Origin of the sequence: Flavobacterium palustre, assembly GCF_014639535.1 — a bacterium.
Lineage (GTDB): Bacteria > Bacteroidota > Bacteroidia > Flavobacteriales > Flavobacteriaceae > Flavobacterium > Flavobacterium palustre.
Map to the genome: position 1 here is coordinate 175,155 of NZ_BMGA01000002.1, position 25,498 is coordinate 200,652.

Genomic DNA, 25,498 nt, shown 5'->3' on the forward strand with positions numbered 1-25,498 from the left:
TAGTTTGTTGTTTATGGTTTTTTGTCAACAATAAACAACAAACCATAAACATATTATTTCGGATTAAATACCAGACAGGGAATAATCATTTCTTCGAGAGAAATGCCGCCATGCTGATAGGTATTTTTATAATAACTTACATAATGATTGTAATTGTTGACATAAGCCAGAAACAAATCATTTTTTGCAAAAATATAAGAACTGCTCATATTTATGGCCGGTAAACCAATTTTTTTTGGGTCTTTTACCGCATAAACATCTTTGCTTTCATAAGTCAGACTGCGTCCTGTTTTGTAACGCAAATTCAGACTGGTGTTTTTATCACCCACAACTTTTGATGGGTTTTTAACGTTGATGGTTCCGTGATCGGTGGTGAGGATTAGTTTGAAACCCAGTTTTTGCGCCTGCTGAATAATTTCCAGTAAAGGGGAATTTTTGAACCAACTCAGTGTTAATGAACGATAAGCTTTATCATCGGCAGCGAGTTCTTTGACTACATCCATCTCCGTTTTGGCATGCGAAAGCATATCGACAAAGTTATAAACGATAGCAACCAAATCATTATCTTTTAATGTTTTAAAACTATCCAAAAGCTTTTTTCCTGAAGCCATATTGGTAATTTTAAAATAATCCGATTTGATGTTCAAACTCAAACGCTTTAACTGAGCTGCTAAAAATTCGGCTTCAAACAGGTTTTTTCCGCCTTCATCGGGATCGTTTTTCCATAAATCCGGATGTTTTTTTTCCATATCGGCAGGTAATAAACCGGAGAAAATAGCATTTCGGGCATATTGGGTTGCGGTAGGCAAAATAGAGTAGTAGGGCACTTCTTTTTCCAGTTTGTAGTAATCAGCAACCACGCTTTCAAAGGCTTTCCATTGATCGTAACGCAAATTGTCGATTACAATAAATAAAACCGGTCTTTCTTTTTTCTTCAATTCCGGAACCACTAATTCCTTGAATAAAGTATGCGATTGAATTGGTGCTTCGGCTTTAGGTAAAAACCAGTCTTCGTAATTGCGTTCGATGTATTTTCCAAACTGCGAATTAGCTTCCACTTTTTGTGATTCCAGGATTTCAATCATGCTCTGGTCGTTGATGTCTTCCAATTGTAATTCCCAAAACAATAATTTTTTGTACAATTCAATCCAGTCTTCGTAGCTGTTGACCATGCCCATTTCCATGGCGATTTTGCGAAATTCCTTTTGGTAATCCAAAGTAGTTTTTTGGGAAATCAGTTTCGAATTGTCGAGATTTTTCTTCAAACTCAGCAAAATCTGATTGGGATTCACGGGTTTAATCAGATAATCGGCTATTTTTGAGCCAATAGCTTCCTCCATGATGTATTCTTCCTCGCTTTTGGTAATCATAATCATCGGGATAGCGCTTTTTTTCTCTTTCATTTCCGAAAGGGTTTCCAGTCCACTCATTCCGGGCATGTTTTCGTCCAGGAAAACAATATCAAAGTTCTCGTTTTCAAATATTTCAATAGCATCAAGACCATTATTACAGGTCGTGACTTCGTAATTTTTTTTCTCTAAAAAAAGGATATGTGGTTTTAGATAATCAATCTCATCGTCAACCCAAAGTATTTTTATTTTATCCATATTGTGTAAAAATATTTTATCGTTCTTAAATTGTCATTCCGAAGAATGAGGAATCTCACGAAGCATTGCTAAAGTTGCGTAAGCGTTCCAAAACTCGAACAATCCTGAACGTATTTATTTAAAATTAGTTATTGAAGTCAAACGCAAATAACACCACTTCATTGTGCAAATTACAGATTTTATATGCTCCATGTTCCTAATATTATGATAAAATTTCTTTCTTAAGATTGAAAGACGAAAGAAAAAAGAAGCAAGAAAATAGAAAAGAGACTAACAACTATTACTTTAAAGTTGTTGATAACTTAGGATTTTCGTTGTGATGAATTATCTTATATTTGGTTTTTGTGTTTTACAAAAATTTAGACAAGATGGCAAAAGTATATTTAGATGCATTATTACCAAGAGAAGATTTTGATATAGATGAATCTCAAAATTCAGCTAAGAAAAAAGAATCTTTTTCTATTTCAGATTTAAGAGAAGATGATTTTTTTTTATTCAACATTACGTAAACCCGATTTTCAAAGGGAAACAAACGAATGGACTCCAGAAAAAGTTTGTGAATTAATTAAAAGTTTTATAAATGGTGAATTAATACCAGCAGTTATTTTATGGAGAAGTAAAGGGGGATATAACTTTGTAATTGATGGTTCTCATAGAGTGAGTTCATTAATTGCTTGGATAAATAATGATTATGGGGATGGACCAATTTCAAAATTAGCATTTGATGGTTTAATTCCAGAAGAACAAATTGAAATAGCAAATAAGACTAGAAAATTAATTGAAAAAGAAATTGGTAATTATTCAGATTTTCAATTGGCTATAAAATATCCAGAAAAAGTACGAAATGATATTGTAGTAAATGCTAAAAATTTAGGAGCAATTGCAGTACAATTACAATGGGTTGAAGGAGATGCAGATGTTGCTGAGGCATCTTTTTTTAAAATCAATCAGCAAGCTGCCAAAATTGATCCGACTGAATTAAAGTTAATTCAATCAAGAAAAAAAGCAAATGGTATTGCTTCAAGAGCAATTATAAAAGGAGGAAAAGGACATCAATATTGGTCGAAATTTAATCAAGAAAATATCACTAATATTGTAAAATTATCAGACGAAATAAATAAAGTTTTCTTTTTACCTAAACTTAGAAACCCAGTAAAAACCCTTGATTTACCTATAGGAGGTAAAGGTTATTCCTCTCAAAGTCCTTTATTGATTTTTGAATATGTGAATTTGGTTAATAAAAATAATGCAAACATTACAAAGGATGATTTAGATGGAAGTTATACATTTGAAGCATTAAAAAGAAGCAGAAAAATTGCTTATTTAATAAATGCAAATCATATTTCATCACTTGGACTTCACCCAGCTGTTTATTTCTATTCAAAAACGGGTCGACACAAAACAGCTTCTTTTTTCGCTATTACAGATTTTGTGATGGAATTAGAAACTAAAAGTAAATTAAAAGATTTTATTAAAATTAGAGAGAAATTTGAAGATATTTTAATTGATTATGATTTTGCGGTTCAACAAATTTTAAGACATTATAGAGGTTCAACAAATGCATTGCCACATATTAAAAATTTCTATTTAAGTTTAATGGATGAGCTTTTGAGAAATAAAAACGATAAAGAATTATCGGTAAAAAATGTATTAGGAAAAGAAGAATTCAAATTTGTAAAAATTAGTGAATCAGATGATATTTTAATTACGTCAAGTAACTTCTCAGATGAAACTAAATCTTCAGTATTTATAACGGAAGCTTTAAATAATGCTTTGAGATGTAAAATATGTAATGCAAGAATTCATACTAACTCTATTTCGTTTGATCATAAACAAAGAAAAGAAGATGGAGGAATAGGAGAAGCTGATAATGCTCAATTGACACATCCATATTGTAATTCGGCAATAAAAAACTGATTACTCTATATGAATTTATTATAATATTTTAACAAAATTCATGATCATAAAATGAACCCCAAAATCACCACACTTTTAGAAAAAAAATTAATTGGTTGTAAGCAAAACATGAATTATGCGGCTTATAATCCGGTTCCGTTGTGGCAAAGTTTTATGCCTGTAAAACGGGAAATTACAAATGCGGTGAGTACTGATTTGTTTTCGTTACAGCAATTTTCGGCGGGTTTTTGGGAGCAATTTAATCCCAATACTAACTTTGAAAAATGGGCAGCGGTTGAAGTAAGTGATTTTGATACTATTCCCGCAAATATGGATTCCTTAGTAATTCCGGCTGGCAGCTATGCGGTTTTTGATTACAAAGGAGATGGCAGTGATGCGGCGACTTTTTTTGAAGCTATTTTTACTGACTGGATTCCTAATTCAGATTATGTGGTGGATGACCGACCTCATTTTGAAATTTTAGGAGAAAAATACAAAAAAGGAGATCCTAACTCAGAGGAGGAAATCTGGATCCCTGTTCGATTAAAATAATCATCTCGGTTTTTATGGAACAAGGATAAACTGATTTAAGCAAATATCAACGGATTTTGTAGTGTTATTTTATGGATGATGGCTTTAGCCAAACTTAAAATTTGGTTAAAACCATTTGTTTATAATTACTTGCATCAGGCTAAGGCCCGACTCAATTGATGTTTGAAAAAGAATTAAATAACATGATTTACTTTCTTATGAAACAGATTATGTTTATTTTTATATGATTGACTTTTAGTTAGTTGTATTCTTGTAAACTTAAAAACGTTTCAAAATGAAAAATCAAACGAATCAGCCTTCTCCGGCAGTTATTATGCAAATTGGTTCCGGATTTTGGGCTTCTAAAATTTTACTTGCTGCAGTAAATTTTGAACTATTTACTCATTTGGCTAGAAAAGAAAGTATGTCTGCCAGGGAAATTAAGGACTTACTGAAATTGAATTGTACTGACAGGCATTTATTTGACTTTTTAGATGCTTTATTTTGTTTTGGTTTTTTAAAGCGTGATGGCTTTTTAGAAACAGCACAATATTCTAATAGTCTCGACACTGGAACTTTTTTGGACAAGGAAAAAACCAGTTATATGGGAGGAATGCTCGAAATGATGAACAATCGGCTTTATGGTTTTTGGGGTAATCTGGAAGAAGGTTTAAAAACGGGATTGGTTCAAAATGAAGCTAAAAATGGGGGAGAACCTATATTTGAGAGTTTGTACAAAGATCCGAAGTTGTTAAAAGGTTTTGTGAATGCTATGACGGGAATCCAAATAGGTAACTTCATGGCTTTGGCACAGAAGTTTGATTTTTCAAAATACAAAACTTTTCTGGATGTGGGTGGTTCAGCGGGGATTTTATCTACGATGGTTGCCAAATACAATTCGAATATGAGTTGCACTACTTTTGATTTACCGGCAGTGGAAGCTATGGCTAATGAAACGATTCAAAAATTTGAAGTTTCTGCTCAGGTAAAGGCCGTTAGTGGTGATTTTTTTACTGATTCATTCCCTAAAGCCGATGTAATTACAATGGGAAATATATTGCATGACTGGAATGAAGAAAATAAATTAATGCTGATGCAAAAAGCTTATGATGCTCTTCCCGATGGCGGCGTTTTTATTGCAATTGAATCAGTAATTGATAATGAAAGGAAACAAAATGTTTTTGGGCTAATGATGAGTCTTAATATGTTGATTGAAACAGCTGATGGTTTTGATTATACATTTGATGATTTTAATAAATGGGCTAAACAAATAGGGTTTAAATCTACTTCATCATTAGGTTTGACAGGTCCTACAAGTGCTGTAATTGCTTATAAATAATGATAAAATATCAGAATCAAAAAAGCCATCTCGTTTTTTGGAACAAGATGGCTTTTTTTGAATAATAACTAATTTTAAATAAGATTACTGCCAACCTCCGCCTAAGGCTTTGTATAGCTGAATAATGGCTTTGTATTGCTGAAATTTATTGTCAACCAAACTCAATTCGGCATTCAGAGCATCGTTTTTAGAGGTCAGCACTTCCAGATAATTGGCTAAACCATAAGTCAGTAATTCATCCGAAAAGTTAGCCGCTTTTTTTAACGCATCAACTTGTTTTTCGCGAACAGTGATTTTGTAGGTTTCATTATTGTACTGTGCCAGTGCATCCGAAACTTCTTTTCCTGCCGTTAAAAGCGATTGTTCAAACTGGATATAGGCTTTTTCCTGATTGGCTTTGGCAATTTCGTATTTGGTTTTTAACTGCCTCTGATTGAAAACAGGCTGTGTCAAACCGGTAATAATATTGGCAAAAATAGAATTAGCACTAAACCATTCGTTGAGATGAATAGTTTGTAATCCGCCGGTAGCCGTGATTTTAAACGATGGATAAAAACCGCTTTTAGCAACGTTTGTCAGCTCAAAATTGTTGATTAAATTGTATTCGGCAGCAATTACATCAGGACGGTTGCGCAATAAATTTGCGGGAACGCCAAGGGTAATTTGAGGCTGGATTTTTTGCGATTCAAAAGTGCTGCGTTCTATTTTTTTAGAAGCTTCGCCTAAAAGAATATTCAGGGTGTTTTCCAGCAAAATAGCGTTGTTTTTCAAGTCGGCAATAATCAACAGCGTGGCATATTTTTGCGCCTCGGTTTGTTTAACACCTACTTCGGTCACGTTTCCGGATTTTTTAAGTTGTTTGATGGTTTCAACACTTTGCTCCCGGTTAATTAAGGTAGCTTCGGCCACTTTTATTTGCGAATCAATAGCCATCAACTGGTAATAAGTGGTCGCAATCGAAGCAATTAATTGGGTTTTTATAGCTTGATTAGCGGCAGAAGTCTGTAAAAAAGCAGCATTGGTTGCTCTTTTATTGCTTCGTATTTTGCCCCAAATATCGGCTTCCCAGGACAAAGTTCCGGTTAGTTGGTACTGATCGGTACTTCGGTTTTGTACAATCGCACCAAACTGACTGTTTTTTGACAATTCCTGATGTGTCCAGTCGGCTCCGGCAGAAAGAGTGGGGAAGTAGCCCGCTTTTCCTTGTTTCATGGTAGCCTCGGCAGCAGCCAGATTTTGCATGGCGATTCTGATATCCAAGTTGTTGGTCAGTCCTTTTTTGATGTAGCCCTGCAAAAGCGGATCGGTAAAAATTTTGTCCCAGGATACATTAGCAAATGAAATAGTGTCGGTTGACACTACTTCATTGCGATACAAATCGGCTGTTTTAAATTCCGGCCTTTTATAGTCTTTGGCTACAAAGCAGGATTGCAATACGGCCGCAGTTACCGCTAATAGAGCGATTTTATAGATATTATTTTTCATTTTCTTCTTCTAAAGATTCAATATTAGATTCATCAACCGGAATTGGAAGTGGTTTTGTCGAAATTTTTTCCTGTAAATTTTGGAAAACAATAAACAAAATCGGAATTACAAATACTCCCAGAATAGTACCTACAAGCATTCCTCCAATAGCTCCCGTTCCAATGGCTTTGTTTCCTACAGCACCGGCTCCTTTGGCCAACATTAATGGCAATAATCCAAGGATAAAGGCGAAAGAAGTCATCAAAATAGGACGTAAACGCGCTACAGCACCCTGTACAGCCGCCTGCGAAATACTCAAACCTTTTCTTCTGGCATCGGCAGCAAATTCGACGATCAAAATGGCATTTTTGGCGAGTAATCCAATAAGCATAATGAGTGTAATTTGAAGGTAAATAGTATTACTTAATTTGAACAAATAAGCAAAAATAAAGGTTCCCGCTAAACCAACCGGTAATGATAATAATACGGCGAAAGGAAGAATGTAACTTTCGTATTGGGCTGCCAATAAGAAATAAACAAACACCAGACACAATAAGAAAATGTATAAGGTTTGTCCTCCTGCACTAATTTCTTCACGGGTCATTCCTGAGAATTCGTATCCGTAACCTAAAGGTAAATTTTGAGCCGCAACTTCTTCAATTGCTTTAATGGCATCACCTGAGCTGTATCCTTCTTTTGGTGCTCCGGTAATTTTTACCGAAGTAAACAAATTAAAACGCTCAATAGCCTGTGGACCAAATACCTTTTCTAATTTTACATATTCAGAAATAGGTGCCATTTGTCCGCTGCTGTTTCGAACCAAAACTTTGTTTAAAGATTCTGGATCGGTTCTAAACTGAGGTTCGGATTGGTACATCACACGGTATTGTTTTCCGAATTTATTGAAATTGGAAGCGTAAACACCACCGTAATAACCTTGCATTGTTCCTAAAATATCCGTAACGCTAAGTCCTGATTTTTTGATGGCTGCTACATTCAAATCAATTCGGTATTGCGGGAAATTAGGCGAAAATGAAGTAGCGGCATACTGAATTTCGGGACGACTGTTTAAAGCTGCCAAAAATTGACTGTTTACAGTACTTAATTCCTGAATTGTTCCTCCTTTTTGATCCTGTAATTGGAATTCGAAACCATTAGAATAACCAAAACCAACCAAAGTAGGACGTGCAAAAAACAATACTTTGGCGTCTTTAACAACTGCAGCACGCTTGAATAATTCCTGTACAACAGCGGTAATCTCCTGATTTGCATTTTTACGTTCGGCCCATGGTTTTAATTTTACAATTACCATTCCGTAGTTACTTCCTGTTCCACTAATCAGACTTCGACCTGAAATACGCAGTACTTCCTGAATTTCAGGCATGTCTTTTACCTGATTTTCAATTTGGATTAATACTTTTTCTGTTTTTTCCAATGAAGTTCCAGGTGCTAAAGAAACATCCGACAGAATGGCTCCGGTATCTTCACTAGGTACAAACGCTTTTGGTGTAGTAGTAGTCAATAAGATAAAAAGTCCTGCAAAAACGGCAATTCCTAAGAATGCGAGCCATTTTCGTTTTACTAAAAATTCAATCGCTCTTTTGTATTTTGAAGTTGTAGAATCAAATCCGGCATTGAAAGCGGTATAAAAACGATCTAAAAATCCTTTGTTACTTTTTTCTCCGTGATTTTTTAAGAAAATAGCACACAAAGCCGGCGATAATGTCAAGGCGTTAATTGCCGAAAGTACAATAGCAATGGCTAAAGTCAATCCGAATTGTTTGTAGAATACTCCGGCAGAACCACTAATAAAAGAAACCGGAATAAATACCGCCGACATTACCAGGGTAATCGAAATAATAGCACTACTGATATCGCCCATAGCACTATGAGTCGCTTTTTTAGGATCGTGTTCACCGGCTTCCATTTTGGCATGAACGGCTTCGACAACCACAATGGCATCATCGACCACAATACCAACGGCTAACACCAATGCAAAAAGAGTCAGTAAGTTAATCGTAAATCCAAACAAACTCAGGAAAAAGAAGGTTCCGATAATAGCTACCGGAACAGAAATAGCCGGAATTAATGTAGATCTCCAATCTTGTAAGAAGATGAAAACAACAAGGAATACTAATATAAAGGCTTCTATTAAAGTGTGAATTACTTTAGATATTGATTCTTCGAGAAAATCATTAGCATTAATTAAGGTAGTGTATTTAACTCCTTTCGGGAAATTTACTACCGACTGATCCATTACTTTCAATGAGCCTTCAATCACTTCCTGTGCATTAGATCCTGCGGTTTGCGCAATAGCAATTGCTATTGACTGATTGCCGTTAGTAAACGATTTGCTGGCATAATTTACTGCTCCGAGTTCGATTCTGGCTACATCGCCTAATTTTAGTACTTCACCGCTTGGAGTAGAACGCACGATAATTTCTTCAAACTCTTTGGTGCTTTGCAAACGTCCTTTGTATTTTAAGGTATATTGAAAAGACTGGTCGCCGCTTTCTCCTAGTTGCCCCGGTGCCGCTTCAATATTTTGTTCAGCTAATAAGGCTGAAATATCCGACGGTACTAAGCCGTAAGCACCCATTACATCAGGCTTCAGCCAGATACGCATGGAATAATCCCTTTGACCAAATATCATTGCTTCTCCAACTCCCGGAACACGCTTGATTTTGGGTAAAATATTGATGTTGGCGTAGTTTTGAAGAAAAGTAATATCATAATCCGGATTTTCACTGTATAGTGACAAAATCAGGATGTTATCACTTTGTTTTTTGGATGTGGTAACCCCGGCTTTTGTTACTTCCTGCGGTAATAATGAGGCAGCACGTGCCACACGATTTTGCACATTTACTGCCGCTAAATCAGGATTAGTTCCTAATTTGAAAAAGATGTTAATTGATGCTGAACCATCATTATTAGAGGTAGAAGTCATATAAGTCATGTCTTCTACACCGTTGATTTGTTCTTCTAAAGGAATAACTACCGAGTTCATTACTACTTCGGCACTGGCCCCTTGATAATTAGCAGATACGGTTACGGTAGGAGGTGCAATTTCGGGATATTGTGAAACGGGAAGAGAAATCAACCCTAATATTCCCAGTATGACAATGATAATAGAAATTACCGTTGACAATACGGGTCTGTCAATGAATTTTGAAAACATACTGTATTTTATTCGATGTTAGTTAATGGCTTTTTTATCAGCAGAAATGATGGTTGCATAATCTACTAATTCCGGTTTTATTGCTGTTCCTTCGGCAACAATTCCCACACCTTCAATAAGAATTTTATTGGTGCTGTCTAATCCTTTATCCACTACAAAATATTGTCCTCCTGGTACAGCACGTACTTCAACGGGAACAAATTTTACTTTGTTGTCTTTGTCAGCAACCAGTACAATTCGTTTGTCCTGCATTTCTAAAGTAGCATTTTGCGGAATTAAAATTACATCTTTTAAATTGGTTGGAATCTGGATGGTTCCGCTTCCGCCGGAGCGCAATACTTTATTGGCATTAGGGAAACTGGCTCTTACGTTAAACGAACCTGTTTGTGTATTAGCCTGTCCGCTAAAAGTTTCGATTTTTCCTTTTAAATCGTATTGCATTCCGTTGCTCAGAATCAAATTTACCGCAGGCATTTTAGTGATTTTTTCCTGAAACGTTTTTCCGGCTGTTTGCATAGTAATGTCTAATTGCTGTTTTTCGTTCATTGAAAAATAAGCATAAATGGTACTTACATCCGAAATTCGGGTTAGAGGTTCGGCAGTTTGACTGCTTACATAACTTCCCAGTCTTAAAGGCAAAGTTCCTACGATTCCGTTTACCGGACTTTTAATTGTAGCATAATTAATGCGTTCCAGAATACTTTGATACGTACTTTTGGCACTGGCTAAATTAGCTTTGGCTGTTTCCAGTTGGACATCGCTGATAATGTTGCGCTCTACCAATGGTTTTAAACGATTTACTTCTACCTGAGCAGCAGCTACTTTTGCTTTTGCGGCGGCAGCTTCCTGATTAGCGGTTTGGGTTTCCAGTTTAAAAAGCAATTGTCCTTTTTTGACTTCCTGACCTTCCTGAACGTATATTTTTTCGATATAACCATCTACTTTGGCACGAATATCTATATCAGTGATACCCTCTAAAGTTGCAGGATATTCGGCTAATAAAGTAGTATTCGATTTTTCTATTTGAATTACTTTGTACGGAATTACAGTTGGTGCTGCTGCCTGTTCTTCTTTTTTTCCACAAGCTGCTAAGAGCAGGGCACTTATAAGGGTTAATGAAAGTTTTTTCATTGAGACTAATTATTTATTATTGTTGTTATTAATTTCTATTTTTTTGAACTCGTTGATTGTTTTAGAAAACACTTTTCCAACTTCTATAATATGGGTTCTGTAGGCTTTTACATTTTCTAAATTGCATTTTTCTTCAGGACAGGAAGCGGTAACTTCTCTGTAATTGACTAGTCGGTCAATGATGAGCATTTCAGAATCAATGAGTTTGATGATATTGCTGAGACGTTCACTTAAATTGGCTGGTTTAAAATATTTCTTGCGATCTCCTGATTTAGTGAAATAAGATATTTTTTCCATTTTTAAGAGTAAGTTCAGATTAGTGGAAATTGAACTTTTGCTGGCACCGAGTTTTTCGACTAAAGATTCAAATGTGAGTCCTGTTTTGCATCCGTCAATAATTAGTGTCCCTAATATTCGTGCTGCAAGTGGCGAAATGTTATAGAGTTTTTCGAAATAATTCCCGTACAATTCTATAATTTCTTCTCTTTCTTTTTTAATGTCCATGACAATTTTTTTGCAAATTTAGAGTTAGTTCGCAAAATACCGAACTAACCGAACTTAATTTTGTGTTAATTTTTAGTAAACATTATTTCTGTGATTTACAATTCGTTCAGTTAAAACAATCAAAATCAATTGGTAAGCAGTTTTATTTATAAAAAGAATTAGTTCTGAAAAAATGCTTAATATTGGAAACGAATAATTTAGAATTGTTAACCAAGTCAATACATTTAACCATGAAATTTAAAATTTTGAAGCAATCGTTTTTATTGATTCTCTTATTTTCTGTCGCAACTGTGGCTCAGCATAAATTTGTGAATACTCCGCCGGAAGTTTCTCCAATGCCTATGAAACCCGAAATGACTGAAATTTGGGAGCCTGAAGTAAAAATAGTTACAGCGGCTAAAATTTCCGGTAATGCACCTTCGGACGCAATGATCCTGTTTGACGGGAAAAATTTAGATCAGTGGGTGAGTAAAAAAGATACGAATAAGCCTGCAGCATGGAAAATTGTTCCCGGCGATTATATGGAAGTTGTTCCCGGTTCGGGTGATATTCAAACAAAAATGGTATTTGGAGATTGTCAGTTGCATTTGGAATGGAGCACACCTGACGAAGTTGTAGATGGAGGACAGGCAAGGGGAAACAGCGGTGTGTTTTTTCAAAACAGATATGAATTGCAAATTTTAGACTCTTATAATAACCGAACCTACAGAAATGGTCAGGCAGGTAGTATTTATAAGGATCATGCGCCATTAGTAAATGCTGTAAAATCACCATTGGAGTGGAATGTTTATGATGTTATTTATACAGCGCCACGATTTAAAGCTGATGGCAGAATCGATGCTCCTGCCAGAATTACTGTTTTTCTAAATGGTGTTTTGATACAAAATAATGCAACGATAAATGGCTTAACACTTTATACAGGTTTGCATAATTATCCATCTTCTCATGGGGATGATGTTATTTCGCTTCAGGATCACGGAACTAAAAATCAATTCAGAAATATCTGGATTAGAAAACTTTAAAAAGAATGTCAAAAAGTATCTTAGAAAAGCATTTTCTGGTTTGATAAAGCCAAATCAGAATAAGTATTTTTACTGGTTTTAAAATCTAATTTACTTATATTTGTCAACCTAAAATTCAAGTTCTAGTGACGCAAATCAATAAGCTTAAAATATTCAACGATCCTATATATGGATTCATCAGCATTCCAAATGCTTTAATATACGACTTAATTCAGCATCCTTATTTTCAACGATTAAGACGTATTTCCCAAATGGGTTTGTCGTATTTAGTATATCCCGGAGCTAATCATACTCGTTTTCATCATGCCTTAGGTTGTTTGCATTTAATGCAAAAAGCCGTTGATGTATTGCGCTTTAAAGGTGTTTCCATTTCGGAAGAAGAAGAAAACGCATTGTATATTGCTATTTTACTGCATGATATCGGGCATGGTCCTTTTTCACATGCAATGGAAAAAAGTATAGTTGAAGATGTGCATCATGAGGAAATTTCGTTATTGTTCATGAAGCAGTTAAATGTGGAGTTCAAAGGAAAATTAAGTCTGGCGATTAAAATTTTTGAAGGAGATTATCATCGAAAATTCATGTTGCAATTGATTTCAAGTCAGTTGGATATGGATCGAATGGATTATTTAAAACGAGACAGTTTTTATTCGGGTGTGGCTGAAGGAAATGTCAATTCAGAACGTTTGATTCAGATGATGAATGTTGAAGATGATGTTTTAGTAATTGAAGAAAAAGGAATTTACTCGGTTGAAAAATTTTTAATGTCACGCAGATTGATGTATTGGCAGGCTTATTTGCATAAAACCAGTTTGGTAGGCGAATTGATTTTGACAAAAATTTTAAAACGCGCCAAAGAATTAACGTTAAAAGGAATTGTTTTGCCCTGCAGTGAGCCATTACAATTTTTTATGCAGAATAAAATTGTATTGGAATCATTTGATACGGCTACTTTAGATTTGTTTTCACAATTAGATGACTTTGATATTATCAGCGCCTTAAAAGCCTGGCAAAGACAGGATGATTTTATTTTGGCTACTTTGAGCAAAATGATTATTAACAGAGATTTATTAAAAATAAAGCTAAGCAGTGATAAAATTGCTATTGAAGATTTAACTCCTTTAAAAGAGCGTTTTGCTTTAGAAAATAATGTAAGCGTGGCCGATGCCAATTATTTTATTTTTAAAGGAAAAATAAAAAATCAGGCTTATGATAAGGAAGCTGAACCGATACGAATTTTGAAAAAAGACCGAACAGTTGAAGATGTTATTGAATCATCCGACCAGTTGAATTTGAAATCTTTATCAAAGTCGGTGACCAAATATTACATTTGTTTCCCAAAACAACTGGTATAAAACTATATTTAAAATCTATTTTTTATATTTTTGTCGGAATGAAATTTACAGCAGAACAAATAGCGGGTGTTTTAGAAGGCGAAGTAGTGGGGAATTCCCAGGCTGAAGTGCATGAATTGTCTAAAATAGAAGAAGGAAAAGAAGGTTCGCTTACTTTTTTATCTAATCCCAAATACAATAATTATATCTATACTACCGAGGCTACAATAACCATTGTAAACAAAACTTTTGTCCCTGAATCCGATTTAAAAACCACTCTAATCAAGGTTGAAGACGCTTACATCGCTTTTTCCAAATTGCTGGAATTTTACGATCAGGCCAAAAAAGCCAGTAAAAAAGGCATCGAACCACATACAGTATTGTCTGATGATGTAAAATATGGTGAAAATCTGTATTTAGGCAGTTTTAGTTATGTAGGTACTAATGTTGTTATTGGTGATAATGTAAAAATATATCCTAATTGTTTTATTGGAGATAATGTTGTCATTCGCGATAATGTCACTATTTTTGCCGGCGCTAAGATTTATTCTGAAACCGTAATTGGCAATAATTGTATCATTCATGCAGGAACCGTTATAGGTTCTGATGGTTTTGGGTTTGCACCCAATTCAGATGGTACTTACAAAAAAATTCCTCAAATAGGAAATGTGGTCATTGAAGATGATGTTGAAATAGGTGCCTGTACTACTATTGACAGAGCTACATTAGGTTCGACCCGAATTAAAAAAGGAGTCAAATTAGACAATCAAATTCAGGTGGCACACAATGTTGAAATTGGTGAAAACACCGTAATAGCCGCCCAAACCGGAATTGCAGGATCTACCAAGATAGGTACAAACGGAATGATTGGCGGGCAAGTAGGTATTTCAGGCCATTTAATAATAGGAAACAATGTCAGAATCCAGGCGCAGTCCGGAGTGGCAAGAAATATAAAAGACGACGAAGTTTTGCAAGGAAGTCCAACATTTGGTTATACTGATTTTAGTAAATCTTATGTGCATTTCAAAAATTTACCTAAAATTATTGCAGAAATAGACGAATTAAAGAAACAAATATTAAACCAAAAACATGGAAACAATGGTTAAACAGAAGACCATCAAAACAGAAATCTCGTTAACGGGAGTTGGCTTACACACGGGTAAAGAAGTTAAAATGACTTTTAAACCTGCTCCTGCAAATAATGGTTTTACTTTTGTTAGGTTAGATCTTGAGGGACATCCGGTAATTGAGGCAGACGCAAATTATGTTGTCAATACTCAAAGAGGTACCAATCTGGAAAAATTAGGCGTTAAAATTCAAACACCCGAGCATGTTTTGGCAGCTTTAGTTGGTTGTGATTTAGATAACGTTATTATTGAATTAGATGCCTCTGAACTTCCTATTATGGACGGTTCTTCAAAATATTTTGTTGAAGCTTTAGAAAAAGCAGGTGTTCAGGAGCAAGATGCTAAACGTAACGTTTATGTAGTGAAAGAAGTAATTTCTTTTACTGACGAAGCAAGCGGAAGCGAAATTCTGGTTATGCCTAGTGACCATTATACAGTAACTACAATGGTTGATTTTGGTACTAAAATATTAGGTACGCAAAACGCAACTCTTAAAAGTATTGACGATTTTAAAACCGAAATTGCCTCTTCAAGAACATTTAGTTTTTTACATGAATTAGAGTCTCTTTTAGATAATGGTTTGATCAAAGGTGGCGATTTGAATAATGCGATTGTTTATGTTGATAAAGAGATTTCTACATCAACAATGGAAAATTTAAAAGTTGCTTTTGGAAAAGAAACACTTACAGTAAAACCTAATGGTATTTTAGACAATCTGACTTTGCATTATCCTAATGAAGCAGCAAGACATAAATTACTGGATGTAATTGGTGATTTGGCTTTGATTGGAACAAAAATTCAGGGTAAAATTATAGCGAATAAACCGGGGCATTTTGTAAATACTCAGTTTGCCAAGAAAATGGCTAAGATGATTAAAATCGAACAACGTAACTACGTTCCTGTTTACGATTTGAATCAGGAGCCATTGATGGATATTCATAAAATCATGGCTATGTTGCCGCACAGACCTCCGTTTTTGCTGATTGACAGAATCATCGAAATGTCAGACAGTCATGTAGTGGGAATGAAAAATGTAACGATGAACGAAAATTTCTTCGTAGGACATTTTCCTGATGCTCCCGTTATGCCAGGAGTTTTAATTGTTGAAGCGATGGCACAAACAGGAGGTATTTTGGTCTTGAGTACAGTTCCGGATCCGGAAAATTACTTGACTTATTTCATGAAAATTGATAATGTGAAATTCAAACACAAAGTATTGCCTGGAGATACCTTAATATTTAAGTGTGATTTGATAACTCCTATCAGAAGAGGAATTTGCCACATGCAGGCTAATGCTTATGCTAATGGAAAATTAGTTGCAGAAGCTGAATTAATGGCTCAAATTGCAAGAAAACAACAATAATCATAGAACAGTTCCTCCCTGTTACTATGAATTTTTTAAATAGTAATTAAGGTAATTAATTATAAAAAACAAAAAAATAGATGAATCAACCGTTAGCTTATGTTCATCCTGGCGCGAAAATCGCTAAAAATGTAGTTATTGAACCTTTTACAACCATTCACAACAATGTGGTAATTGGTGATGGTACCTGGATTGGTTCTAATGTAACTATCATGGAAGGTGCAAGAATTGGAAAAAATTGCAATATTTTTCCCGGAGCAGTTATCTCAGCAGTTCCTCAAGATTTAAAATTTGGTGGCGAAGATTCATTGGCGATTATTGGTGATAATTGTACTATCAGAGAATGTGTAACCATCAATAGAGGTACAGTTGCATCAGGTCAAACGGTTTTAGGTAACAATTGTTTAGTGATGGCTTATGCACACATTGCCCATGATTGTGTTATTGGTAATAATGCAATTATAGTTAATGGTGTAGCCCTGGCGGGTCATGTTGTTGTAGGTAATCATGCCGTAATTGGTGGTTTAGCAGCAATTCACCAGTTTATTCATATTGGTGATCACGCTATGATTTCAGGTGGTTCGTTAGTTCGTAAAGACGTTCCTCCTTACACAAAAGCTGCAAAAGAACCTTTGTCTTATGTAGGTATCAATTCAGTTGGTTTAAGAAGAAGAGGTTTTTCTACCGAAAAAATCAGAGAAATTCAGGATATTTATCGAATTTTATACCAAAAGAATTATAATACTACTCAGGCTTTAGGGATTATTGAAGCCGAAATGGAAGCTACTCCGGAAAGAGATGAAATTATTGATTTCATCAGAAATTCTTCCCGAGGAATTATGAAGGGGTATAGTGGAGGCTATTAGGAAGAAAATAGAGAAAAGAAGAAAGAGAAAAGAAGAAAGATAGTTTTTGGTTATCGATTCTTTTTAAATAATAAAACAAAGATTTTAGAAATCGAAACTCTAAAATCTACAATCTTAAATCAAAAATTAAAATAATGGCATCTACATCAGATATTAGAAACGGACTTTGTATTAAATACAATCACGATATTTATAAAATTATCGAATTTTTACACGTTAAACCAGGTAAAGGACCTGCTTTCGTGAGAACAAAACTGAAAAGTTTAACAACGGGAAAAGTATTGGATAATACCTTTTCAGCAGGACATAAAATTGAAGATGTTCGTGTGGAAACACATACTTACCAATATTTATATGCTGAAGGAGATCAGTTTCATTTTATGAATAACGAAACTTTTGAGCAAATCACTTTGAACAAAAGTATTCTTGATGCTCCGGATTTATTGAAAGAAGGAACTAATGTAATGGTTCAGATTAACACTGAAACCGATTTGCCTTTATCAGTAGATATGCCGGCTTCTATCATTCTTGAAGTAACTTATGCTGAACCGGGAGTAAAAGGAAACACTGCTACTAACGCTACTAAGCAAGCTACTGTTGAAACAGGTGCTACTGTAAACGTTCCTTTATTTATCAATGAAGGAGATAAAATTAAAATTGATACTGCTTCAGGTTCTTATATGGAGCGTGTAAAAGAGTAATTTAATTGAAAAATTTAAAGATTAAAAAATGAAATGATTTTAAGCTTTAAGTTGACAATAGAATTTTTTAATCTTTAAATTTTTCAATCTTTAAATTAAATTATGAAATTTACAAGAGCATATTCTTTAAAAGAAATCGCAAATTTACTGAACTGTGAATTTGTAGGGAATGAGGATTTTGAGGTTTTGGGCATGAACGAAATTCATGTGGTGGAGAAAGGAGATATTGTTTTTGTTGATCATCCTAAATACTACGACAAAGCGTTAAACTCGGCGGCTACAATTGTTTTAATTAATAAAAAAGTGGATTGTCCTGACGGAAAAGCACTTCTTATTTCTGATGATCCTTTTCGCGATTTCAACAAATTAACTCATTATTTCAAACCTTTCCAGTTTGCCGGAGTAGCTATTGCTCCTACGGCTGTTATTGGAGAAGGAACTATAATTCAGCCGAATTCTTTTATTGGCAATAATGTAGTTATTGGAAAAAATTGTTTAATCCATTCTAATGTTTCCATATATGACCATACTATAATAGGAGACAATGTAATTATTCATGCTGGGACTGTTCTTGGTGCTGACGCATTTTATTACAAAAAACGTCCTGAAGGTTTTGATCAATTATTATCGGGAGGTCGCGTGGTTATTAAAGACAATGTGGGGATTGGTGCTCTTTGTACTATTGATAAAGGAGTTACCGGAGATACTACCATTGGTGAAGGAACAAAAATTGACAATCAGGTGCATGTAGGTCACGATACGGTTATCGGAAAAAAATGCCTGATTGCTTCTCAAACAGGAATTGCGGGTTGTGTTATTATTGAAGACGAAGTAACGCTTTGGGGGCAAGTTGGCACAACCAGCGGAATTACTATTGGAGGGAAAGCTGTTGTTATGGGGCAAACCGGAGTTACTAAATCAGTAGCAGGAGGTAAGACTTATTTTGGAACGCCTATACAGGAATCCAGAGAAAAATTAAAACAATTAGCCAATATCAAAAAGATTCCGGAAATTCTTGAGAAATTAAAACAGTAAAAAAAGCACTTCTAAATTATTAATTTTGTTTAAAAAGTTAATAATTTGTGTTGAAGCTAACAAAAAGGGTGGAATATCCATCTTTTTTTTGATAAGAAAACCGTTTAGATTAATTTCGAAAATCTTATTTTTGCATAACAAATTTAAAAATCACAAAAAATATATATCATGAGTGTTTTAGTTAATAAAGATTCCAAAATAATCGTTCAAGGATTTACAGGTAGCGAAGGTACTTTCCACGCTTCTCAAATGATTGAATACGGGACTAATGTTGTAGGTGGTGTAACTCCGGGAAAAGGGGGGACGACTCACTTAGACCTTCCTGTTTTTAACACTGTTAAAGATGCCGTAGAACAAGCAGGTGCTGATACTTCTATTATCTTTGTACCACCAGCTTTTGCTGCTGATGCAATTATGGAAGCTGCTGATGCCGGAATTAAAGTAATCATCGCAATTACAGAAGGAATTCCTGTTGCTGACATGATTTATGCAAACAACTACGTTAAAGCAAGAAACAGTAGATTAATTGGTCCTAACTGTCCGGGTGTTATTACTCCGGGAGAAGCTAAAGTTGGTATCATGCCAGGTTTCGTTTTCAAAAAAGGAACTGTAGGTATTGTTTCTAAATCAGGAACTTTAACTTATGAAGCTGCTGATCAGGTTGTAAAACAAGGTTTAGGAATCACTACTGCTATCGGAATTGGTGGAGACCCAATTATTGGAACAACTACTAAAGAAGCAGTTGAGTTATTAATGAATGATCCTGAAACTGAAGCTATTATCATGATTGGAGAAATCGGTGGTCAATTAGAAGCTGATGCTGCTAAATGGATCAAAGCTGATGGTAACCGTAAGCCTGTAATTGGTTTCATCGCCGGAGAAACTGCTCCTGCTGGTAGAACAATGGGACATGCTGGTGCTATTGTTGGAGGTTCTGACGATACTGCAGCTGCTAAAAAACAAATTATGAGAGACAACGGAATCTATGTTGTTGATTCACCAGCTGAAATTGGTAAAAAAGTAAAAGAAGTTTTAGTTGCAGCAACAGTTTAATTTCTGAACTAAATTTTTAAATAGATTAAGCCTCACATTTGTGGGGCTTTTTTAGTATAAAACAGAATTAAAGAAATACATTTGCACTCGATTAAAATCGGGGTGCTGATTTTGTCTAAACTCAATTAAAAATTAATAATTGGTTCTCCAAAAATAACTTAAGTCTTAAAGTTTTTTAGAAATCAATTCAAAATGTAATACTATGTATAAGGAATTAGAAGGATTTAAAGTTAAAAATCAATTTTCATTAACAATCGAAGAAAGCTTAGAAGAAGTTTGTAATGCTTCTGAAGGTTCCGGGGTGTTTTTAGTTTTTGATGTTGCTGATGAAAAAGAGTTAATCATGGTAGGTTCTACAGGAACAGTGCAAAATGACGGGACTTTGAAAACTAAAAATGGCGGATTGTATGATAAAATTGTAAATGGTCATCAATTTGCTAAAACAGGGAGAAAATATTCCTGGCCGGCACAAATGAAAAAAGAAGAAATTAGCCGTTTAGAAGTAGTTTGGTACGAAACTTTCAATAATGATACTAAAGTGATTCCTACTTTTGTAGAAGGACAAATTTTGCAAAATTTCTTAAATGAAAATGCAAAATTACCAAGATGGAACGTAGCTTTTTAGTTCATTTTAAAAATGGTATAAAAGTATTTTGTAAAGCCTTACTTCGAGTAAGGCTTTTTTTATAGCATAAATTTTATAAAACAGCTAAATCGTTTATATTTGTACCTCAATTTAGAAAATAAACTTATTATCATAATATGAAATTACTTGAAGGAAAAGTAGCCATTATCACTGGCGCAAGTCGCGGAATTGGGAAAGGAATTGCAGAAGTTTTTGCAAAAAACGGTGCCGATGTCGCTTTTACTTATAGCTCATCTGCTGAATCAGCTTTGGCTTTGGAAAAAGAATTAAATGCTTTAGGTGTTAAAGCCAAAGGATACAAATCAAATGCTGCTGATTTTAACGAAGCGCAAACTTTAGTAGATACTGTTTTAGCTGATTTTGGTACTGTTGATGTTTTAATCAATAATGCCGGAATTACAAAAGACAATTTGTTGATGCGTATGTCAGAAGCAGATTTTGATCAGGTAATTGATGTGAACTTGAAATCGGTTTTTAATATGACTAAGGCTATTCAAAAAACATTTTTAAAGAAACGTGCAGGTTCAATCATCAATATTAGTTCGGTAGTTGGTGTTTCCGGAAATGCAGGTCAAACTAACTATGCAGCGTCTAAAGCCGGTGCTATTGGATTTACAAAATCAGTAGCTTTAGAATTAGGTTCTCGTAATATTCGTTGTAATGCAATTGCTCCTGGATTCATCGAAACCGAAATGACAGCTAAATTAAGTGAAGATGTTGTAAAAGGATGGAGAGAAGGCATTCCTTTGAAACGTGGTGGAACTGCCGAAGATGTAGCTAACGCTTGTTTGTTCTTAGCTTCTGATATGAGTGCTTATGTAACCGGACAAACGCTGAATGTTTGCGGTGGAATGCTTACTTAATCAGTTTATTGTTAATGGTTTGTGGTTTTTTAAAACTACAAACTGTAAGCCATAAACTATAAACTAAAAATATGACGACAAAAACCATTCTATTTATTATTTTTTCTTTAATAGTAGCAGTAGGTTTGTCTTATTTTCAATATTATTATAAAGCCAAAAGTAAATTAAAAGTTAATTTACTTTTGGCTTTTTTACGTTTTTTAGGCATATTCGGAATATTGCTATTATTGATAAATCCTATAATAACAACAAATAACATCGAAATGTTAAAACCACCGTTGGCAGTAGTAGTGGATAATTCGGGTTCGATTTCTTATTTAAAAGCTGAAAAAACAGCTTCTGAATTGTATTCGAAATTAAAGGATAATAAGGCATTGAATGAAAAATTCAATATCCAATCCTATCAATTTGATTCGGAGTTTTTGTCTTTTGGAAAATTAAACTTCAAAGGAACTCAAACTAATCTTGATGCAGTTGCAAAAGATTTAAAAGTAATCAATAAAAACACTCTGTTTCCCACAGTGCTGATTAGTGATGGAAATCAAACTTCGGGTAATGATTATGTGTATAGTTTTGATGCGAATAATAAAGTTTTTCCAATAGTTTTAGGTGATACAGCAAAGGTTTTTGATTTAAAAATCAATCAGTTGAATGTCAATAAATATGCTTTTTTCAAGAATAAATTTCCTGTAGAGGTGTTTTTACAATATTCAGGAACAAAAAATGCAACAGCCGATTTTCAGATTTCGCAGGGTAATTCAGTTTTAAGTAAACAGAAAGTTTCTTTTTCGGCTATTAAAAACACAGCAGTTGTGAATTTTTTATTGCCAGCAAATAAAATAGGAACGCAATTATATAAGGCGAGTTTGATTTCGAATGAAAAAGAAAAAAACAGCTATAACAATCATAAAAATTTTGCTGTAGAAATTATTGACCAAAAGACTAATGTAGCTATTATTTCATCAATAAATCATCCTGATATAGCTGCTTTAAAACGGGCAATCGAATCTAATGCACAGCGAAAGGTAACTGTAGTTAATCCAAAACAAATCAGTCAATTAAATGATTATAATGTTTTGGTTTTGTATCAACCTGTAACCGAATTCAAATCAGTTTTTGAAGCGGCTAAATTAGCCCGAATGAATACATTTATCATTACCGGAACGCACACTGATTTTGGTTTTTTAAATCAATTGCAAAATAATTTAGAATTCAAAATGACTTCTCAAAAAGAAGATTATCTGGCCGAGTTTAATTCGCAATTCAATTTGTTCGCAATTGATAATATCGGTTTCGAAGATTTTCCTCCTTTGCAAAATCCGTATGGAAAAATTAAAACGAATGGTAATACGAGTGTTTTACTTTCTTCAAAAATAAGGAATATCAATACTCAATCTCCTTTGTTTGCTTTTAGTGAAAATCAAGGGAATCGTTCTGCTTTTCTTTTAGGGGAAAATAGTTGGAAATGGCGTTTAGAAAGCCATATTAAAAATGAGTCTTTTGAGAAATACGATATTTTTGTTGATAAAATCATTCAGTTTTTGGCAACCAGTAATGCTAAGAAATCTTTGGTTGTCAATCATGAGAGTTTTTATAATTCAGGAGATGCCATCGAAATTACGGCTCAATATTTTAATAAAAATTATGAATTTGACGAAAAAGCACATTTGACTATTTCGTTGGTGAATTCGAAAACGAAGCAAACTAAAAATTACGATTTGCTAAAAGGAAACAATGTTTATAAAGTAAATCTGGATGGATTAGCCGCAGGAAGTTACCAGTTTACAGTAAAAGAGTTGAATTCAAAATCGTCTTATTCGGGTAATTTTGAAATTTTAGATTTTGATGTCGAAAAACAATTTGTAAATCCTGATTTGGAACGACTGAATCAATTGGCTTCATTGACACAAGGAAAAGTGTATTTTCCAGATCAGACTGATGCTTTAATACAATCGCTTTTAGCAGATGAAACTTATAAGACTATTGAAAAAAATAATGTACGCCGTTCTCCTTTGATTGATTGGAAATGGTTGTTGGTTTTTATTTGTAGCTTCTTTGCAATCGAATGGTTTATTCGAAAATACAATGGTTTGTTATAGCCAATTTTAAATTTTATTAAAAAGATTCCCCTTGAAAAAACAATACAAAATTATCCCTGAAAACGGAATCTTTAATTTAGAAAAGCACTCCAGGATACAGCAAATTATTTTTGTGAGTTTACTATTGGTTTGTTTAACAGGGATAATAACTCCGCCAATTGCACTTTTACTGGGAATACTTGTGGCTAATCTTTCAGGGCATCCGTGGTTGCATTTGAATCATAAAATCATCCGTGTTTTGCTTCAGGTTTCTGTTGTCGGTTTAGGCTTTGGAATGAATGTTACCAATGCTTTATCGTCCGGTAAAGAAAGTTTTTTACTCACCGTTGTCACATTATTCAGTACGATTTTCTTAGGAAGATTGATTGGGAAATGGCTCAAAACCGACTCAAAAACATCTCATTTAATTTCCTGTGGGACTGCAATTTGTGGAGGAAGTGCTATTGCTGCCATTACACCGGTTATCAAATCAGATGAGAAACAAACCTCAGTAGCTTTGGGTGTAATTTTTATCCTGAATTCAATTGCCTTGTTTTTATTTCCAATAATCGGGCATTGGCTACACTTATCTCAGGAAGATTTTGGATTGTGGTGCGCCTTAGCCATTCATGACACCAGTTCGGTTGTGGGAGCGGCTAATAAATATGGAGCCGAAGCCTTAGCTATTGCAACAACGGTAAAATTAGCCCGCGCTTTATGGATTATTCCAGTTGTGTTATTGACCGGTTTTTTGTTTAAAAACAAAACCAGCGGAATAAAAATTCCATATTTCATCGGTTTTTTTATTTTGGCTATGATGGTAAATACTTATGTTGCTGAAGTGGCAATTGTTAGTCCTTATATAGTTTCGGTTGCCAAAATTGGATTAACGGTTACTTTGTTTTTTATAGGTTCAGGATTAAGTAGTTCGGTATTACTGGCTGTTGGAATAAAACCATTAATACAAGGAATCTTGTTATGGGGATTTATAGCAACATTGTCCTTAGTTGCTATTTTGTTTTCAACCTAATAAAAATCCGCTGCAATTTAAGGTCGAAAAAGATACTGTTTTTACACCGGTAACTCTGAATAAAGAATTAGCAAAAGATGCTTTAGCACATGTGATTACGGCTTCTTATTTATATAAAAACAGAAAATACCGTTCTCAATAATACAGGATAATAATAAAACGGATATATTTTTTTAATTTAAGCAGTTCTTAAGATGATTGCTACATTTACTTCTTATTTTTGTAATTAAAGCTTTTTAAATTTTATAATTGTCATTATTATGACTCTCAAAAAAACAACGACACTGCTATTTTTACTCTTTTTTGTATATTCCAATACAGAAGTGGGGCAGTTGTTTAAAATTTCAAATCTTGTTCAACATTATTTAGAACATAATAATCACAAACAAGAACAGTCATTGTCTTTTATAGCGTTTGTTGTTAATCATTACAAAAATTCACAAAAACATCATGATGCAGATGAACATGATAAGCATGAAAATTTACCTTTCAAAACCCAAAACCTCAATTTAGATACCGTTGTCTTAACTTTTGAAGAGATTCAAACGATTTTTGTATTTAACAAATTGATGCCAAATTATGTAAATCAATCGCTTCCGGTTTACAAAGAGTGGTATATTTCGAATGTATTTGTTTCGATTTGGCAACCACCTAAACTAGTATAAATAAATATTTTTTCACTAATTGTTTTTTGATGATTAGTGGTTTTTGGGTTATTCCTTTTCGAATA

23 protein-coding genes are annotated in these 25,498 nt (G+C 34.2%); 18 read left to right on the forward strand and 5 right to left on the reverse strand.

Annotation, left to right across the window (positions count from 1 at the left end; genetic code table 11):
* Positions 1-53: 53 nt before the first annotated feature.
* Positions 54-1,607, reverse strand: a complete 1,554-nt coding sequence (porX, locus tag IEV84_RS05550; RefSeq protein WP_188493254.1) for a T9SS response regulator signal transducer PorX — start codon at positions 1,605-1,607, stop codon at positions 54-56.
* A 368-nt stretch (positions 1,608-1,975) separates the two neighbouring features.
* Here porX and IEV84_RS16470 point away from each other — a divergent pair, with 368 nt between their 5' ends.
* From IEV84_RS16470 to IEV84_RS05565, 4 genes are all read left to right on the forward strand, one after another.
* Positions 1,976-2,116: a hypothetical protein gene (locus IEV84_RS16470; protein ID WP_229732617.1), complete on the forward strand. Its 141-nt coding sequence runs from the start codon at positions 1,976-1,978 to the stop codon at positions 2,114-2,116.
* Positions 2,088-3,524: an HNH endonuclease family protein gene (locus IEV84_RS05555; RefSeq protein ID WP_229732619.1), complete on the forward strand. Its 1,437-nt coding sequence runs from the start codon at positions 2,088-2,090 to the stop codon at positions 3,522-3,524. The genes IEV84_RS16470 and IEV84_RS05555 overlap by 29 nt, the downstream gene beginning before the upstream one ends.
* Before the next feature lie 51 nt (positions 3,525-3,575).
* Entirely contained in the window at positions 3,576-4,055 is a 480-nt protein-coding gene (locus tag IEV84_RS05560) for a GyrI-like domain-containing protein (RefSeq protein WP_188493256.1), read from the forward strand.
* A gap of 274 nt (positions 4,056-4,329) precedes the next feature.
* Positions 4,330-5,373 (forward strand): methyltransferase, encoded by a 1,044-nt coding sequence (locus tag IEV84_RS05565; RefSeq protein WP_188493257.1) that lies wholly within the window; start codon positions 4,330-4,332, stop codon positions 5,371-5,373.
* An 84-nt stretch (positions 5,374-5,457) separates the two neighbouring features.
* Here the strand turns inward: IEV84_RS05565 and IEV84_RS05570 are convergent, their stop codons facing one another.
* The 4 genes from IEV84_RS05570 to IEV84_RS05585 are packed head-to-tail and all read right to left on the reverse strand — an operon-like array spanning position 5,458 to position 11,650.
* Positions 5,458-6,858, reverse strand: a complete 1,401-nt coding sequence (locus IEV84_RS05570; protein ID WP_188493260.1) for an efflux transporter outer membrane subunit — start codon at positions 6,856-6,858, stop codon at positions 5,458-5,460.
* The gene (locus tag IEV84_RS05575) at positions 6,848-10,015 is read right to left on the reverse strand and encodes an efflux RND transporter permease subunit (RefSeq protein ID WP_188493262.1); all 3,168 of its coding nucleotides are present in this window, start codon (positions 10,013-10,015) and stop codon (positions 6,848-6,850) included. Before IEV84_RS05575 ends, IEV84_RS05570 begins: the two co-directional genes overlap by 11 nt.
* 18 nt (positions 10,016-10,033) lie before the next feature.
* Complete coding sequence (locus tag IEV84_RS05580) at positions 10,034-11,146, reverse strand: efflux RND transporter periplasmic adaptor subunit (RefSeq protein WP_188493264.1); 1,113 nt, start codon at positions 11,144-11,146, stop codon at positions 10,034-10,036.
* Between the two features lie 9 nt (positions 11,147-11,155).
* Positions 11,156-11,650: a GbsR/MarR family transcriptional regulator gene (locus IEV84_RS05585; protein WP_188493265.1), complete on the reverse strand. Its 495-nt coding sequence runs from the start codon at positions 11,648-11,650 to the stop codon at positions 11,156-11,158.
* A 230-nt stretch (positions 11,651-11,880) separates the two neighbouring features.
* On the opposite strand from IEV84_RS05585, the gene IEV84_RS05590 reads away from it, so the two are divergent.
* From IEV84_RS05590 to IEV84_RS05655, 14 genes are all read left to right on the forward strand, one after another.
* Positions 11,881-12,672 carry a 3-keto-disaccharide hydrolase gene (locus tag IEV84_RS05590; RefSeq protein ID WP_188493267.1) on the forward strand — a complete coding sequence of 264 codons (792 nt, stop codon included), beginning with the start codon at positions 11,881-11,883 and terminating at the stop codon, positions 12,670-12,672.
* A 125-nt stretch (positions 12,673-12,797) separates the two neighbouring features.
* Entirely contained in the window at positions 12,798-14,027 is a 1,230-nt protein-coding gene (locus IEV84_RS05595; protein ID WP_188493269.1) for an HD domain-containing protein, read from the forward strand.
* Between the two features lie 38 nt (positions 14,028-14,065).
* The gene (lpxD, locus tag IEV84_RS05600) at positions 14,066-15,112 is read left to right on the forward strand and encodes a UDP-3-O-(3-hydroxymyristoyl)glucosamine N-acyltransferase (protein ID WP_188493271.1); all 1,047 of its coding nucleotides are present in this window, start codon (positions 14,066-14,068) and stop codon (positions 15,110-15,112) included.
* A complete protein-coding gene (locus tag IEV84_RS05605) occupies positions 15,105-16,496 on the forward strand; it encodes a bifunctional UDP-3-O-[3-hydroxymyristoyl] N-acetylglucosamine deacetylase/3-hydroxyacyl-ACP dehydratase (RefSeq protein WP_188493273.1) in 1,392 nt (463 codons plus the stop codon). Before lpxD ends, IEV84_RS05605 begins: the two co-directional genes overlap by 8 nt.
* 80 nt (positions 16,497-16,576) lie before the next feature.
* Positions 16,577-17,362, forward strand: coding sequence for an acyl-ACP--UDP-N-acetylglucosamine O-acyltransferase (gene lpxA / locus IEV84_RS05610; protein ID WP_188493276.1), 786 nt, complete (start codon positions 16,577-16,579; stop codon positions 17,360-17,362).
* Between the two features lie 134 nt (positions 17,363-17,496).
* On the forward strand, positions 17,497-18,063 hold the full coding sequence (efp, locus tag IEV84_RS05615; RefSeq protein ID WP_188493278.1) for an elongation factor P: 567 nt from the start codon (positions 17,497-17,499) through the stop codon (positions 18,061-18,063).
* 102 nt (positions 18,064-18,165) lie between these two features.
* Entirely contained in the window at positions 18,166-19,098 is a 933-nt protein-coding gene (locus IEV84_RS05620) for a UDP-3-O-(3-hydroxymyristoyl)glucosamine N-acyltransferase (protein WP_188493280.1), read from the forward strand.
* Positions 19,099-19,266: 168 nt separating this feature from the next.
* Positions 19,267-20,151 (forward strand): succinate--CoA ligase subunit alpha, encoded by an 885-nt coding sequence (gene sucD, locus IEV84_RS05625; protein ID WP_188493282.1) that lies wholly within the window; start codon positions 19,267-19,269, stop codon positions 20,149-20,151.
* Positions 20,152-20,353: 202 nt separating this feature from the next.
* On the forward strand, positions 20,354-20,776 hold the full coding sequence (locus tag IEV84_RS05630) for a hypothetical protein (RefSeq protein ID WP_188493284.1): 423 nt from the start codon (positions 20,354-20,356) through the stop codon (positions 20,774-20,776).
* A gap of 137 nt (positions 20,777-20,913) precedes the next feature.
* A complete protein-coding gene (gene fabG / locus IEV84_RS05635) occupies positions 20,914-21,660 on the forward strand; it encodes a 3-oxoacyl-[acyl-carrier-protein] reductase (protein WP_188493286.1) in 747 nt (248 codons plus the stop codon).
* 71 nt (positions 21,661-21,731) lie between these two features.
* Entirely contained in the window at positions 21,732-23,759 is a 2,028-nt protein-coding gene (locus IEV84_RS05640; RefSeq protein WP_188493288.1) for a hypothetical protein, read from the forward strand.
* Positions 23,760-23,811: 52 nt separating this feature from the next.
* Positions 23,812-24,768, forward strand: a complete 957-nt coding sequence (locus tag IEV84_RS05645; protein ID WP_188493581.1) for a YeiH family protein — start codon at positions 23,812-23,814, stop codon at positions 24,766-24,768.
* On the forward strand, positions 24,746-24,910 hold the full coding sequence (locus IEV84_RS05650) for a hypothetical protein (RefSeq protein WP_188493290.1): 165 nt from the start codon (positions 24,746-24,748) through the stop codon (positions 24,908-24,910). The genes IEV84_RS05645 and IEV84_RS05650 overlap by 23 nt, the downstream gene beginning before the upstream one ends.
* Positions 24,911-25,028: 118 nt before the next feature.
* Positions 25,029-25,433 carry a hypothetical protein gene (locus IEV84_RS05655; RefSeq protein ID WP_188493292.1) on the forward strand — a complete coding sequence of 135 codons (405 nt, stop codon included), beginning with the start codon at positions 25,029-25,031 and terminating at the stop codon, positions 25,431-25,433.
* Positions 25,434-25,498: the final 65 nt, after the last annotated feature.

Coding starts and splice junctions, on each gene's coding strand:
- porX (WP_188493254.1), bottom strand. CDS start 1,607: ATGGATAAAATAAAAATACTTTGGGTTGACGATGAGATTGATTATCTA.
- IEV84_RS16470 (WP_229732617.1), top strand. CDS start 1,976: ATGGCAAAAGTATATTTAGATGCATTATTACCAAGAGAAGATTTTGAT.
- IEV84_RS05555 (WP_229732619.1), top strand. CDS start 2,088: ATGATTTTTTTTTATTCAACATTACGTAAACCCGATTTTCAAAGGGAA.
- IEV84_RS05560 (WP_188493256.1), top strand. CDS start 3,576: ATGAACCCCAAAATCACCACACTTTTAGAAAAAAAATTAATTGGTTGT.
- IEV84_RS05565 (WP_188493257.1), top strand. CDS start 4,330: ATGAAAAATCAAACGAATCAGCCTTCTCCGGCAGTTATTATGCAAATT.
- IEV84_RS05570 (WP_188493260.1), bottom strand. CDS start 6,858: ATGAAAAATAATATCTATAAAATCGCTCTATTAGCGGTAACTGCGGCC.
- IEV84_RS05575 (WP_188493262.1), bottom strand. CDS start 10,015: ATGTTTTCAAAATTCATTGACAGACCCGTATTGTCAACGGTAATTTCT.
- IEV84_RS05580 (WP_188493264.1), bottom strand. CDS start 11,146: ATGAAAAAACTTTCATTAACCCTTATAAGTGCCCTGCTCTTAGCAGCT.
- IEV84_RS05585 (WP_188493265.1), bottom strand. CDS start 11,650: ATGGACATTAAAAAAGAAAGAGAAGAAATTATAGAATTGTACGGGAAT.
- IEV84_RS05590 (WP_188493267.1), top strand. CDS start 11,881: ATGAAATTTAAAATTTTGAAGCAATCGTTTTTATTGATTCTCTTATTT.
- lpxD (WP_188493271.1), top strand. CDS start 14,066: ATGAAATTTACAGCAGAACAAATAGCGGGTGTTTTAGAAGGCGAAGTA.
- IEV84_RS05605 (WP_188493273.1), top strand. CDS start 15,105: ATGGTTAAACAGAAGACCATCAAAACAGAAATCTCGTTAACGGGAGTT.
- lpxA (WP_188493276.1), top strand. CDS start 16,577: ATGAATCAACCGTTAGCTTATGTTCATCCTGGCGCGAAAATCGCTAAA.
- efp (WP_188493278.1), top strand. CDS start 17,497: ATGGCATCTACATCAGATATTAGAAACGGACTTTGTATTAAATACAAT.
- IEV84_RS05620 (WP_188493280.1), top strand. CDS start 18,166: ATGAAATTTACAAGAGCATATTCTTTAAAAGAAATCGCAAATTTACTG.
- sucD (WP_188493282.1), top strand. CDS start 19,267: ATGAGTGTTTTAGTTAATAAAGATTCCAAAATAATCGTTCAAGGATTT.
- IEV84_RS05630 (WP_188493284.1), top strand. CDS start 20,354: ATGTATAAGGAATTAGAAGGATTTAAAGTTAAAAATCAATTTTCATTA.
- fabG (WP_188493286.1), top strand. CDS start 20,914: ATGAAATTACTTGAAGGAAAAGTAGCCATTATCACTGGCGCAAGTCGC.
- IEV84_RS05640 (WP_188493288.1), top strand. CDS start 21,732: ATGACGACAAAAACCATTCTATTTATTATTTTTTCTTTAATAGTAGCA.
- IEV84_RS05655 (WP_188493292.1), top strand. CDS start 25,029: ATGACTCTCAAAAAAACAACGACACTGCTATTTTTACTCTTTTTTGTA.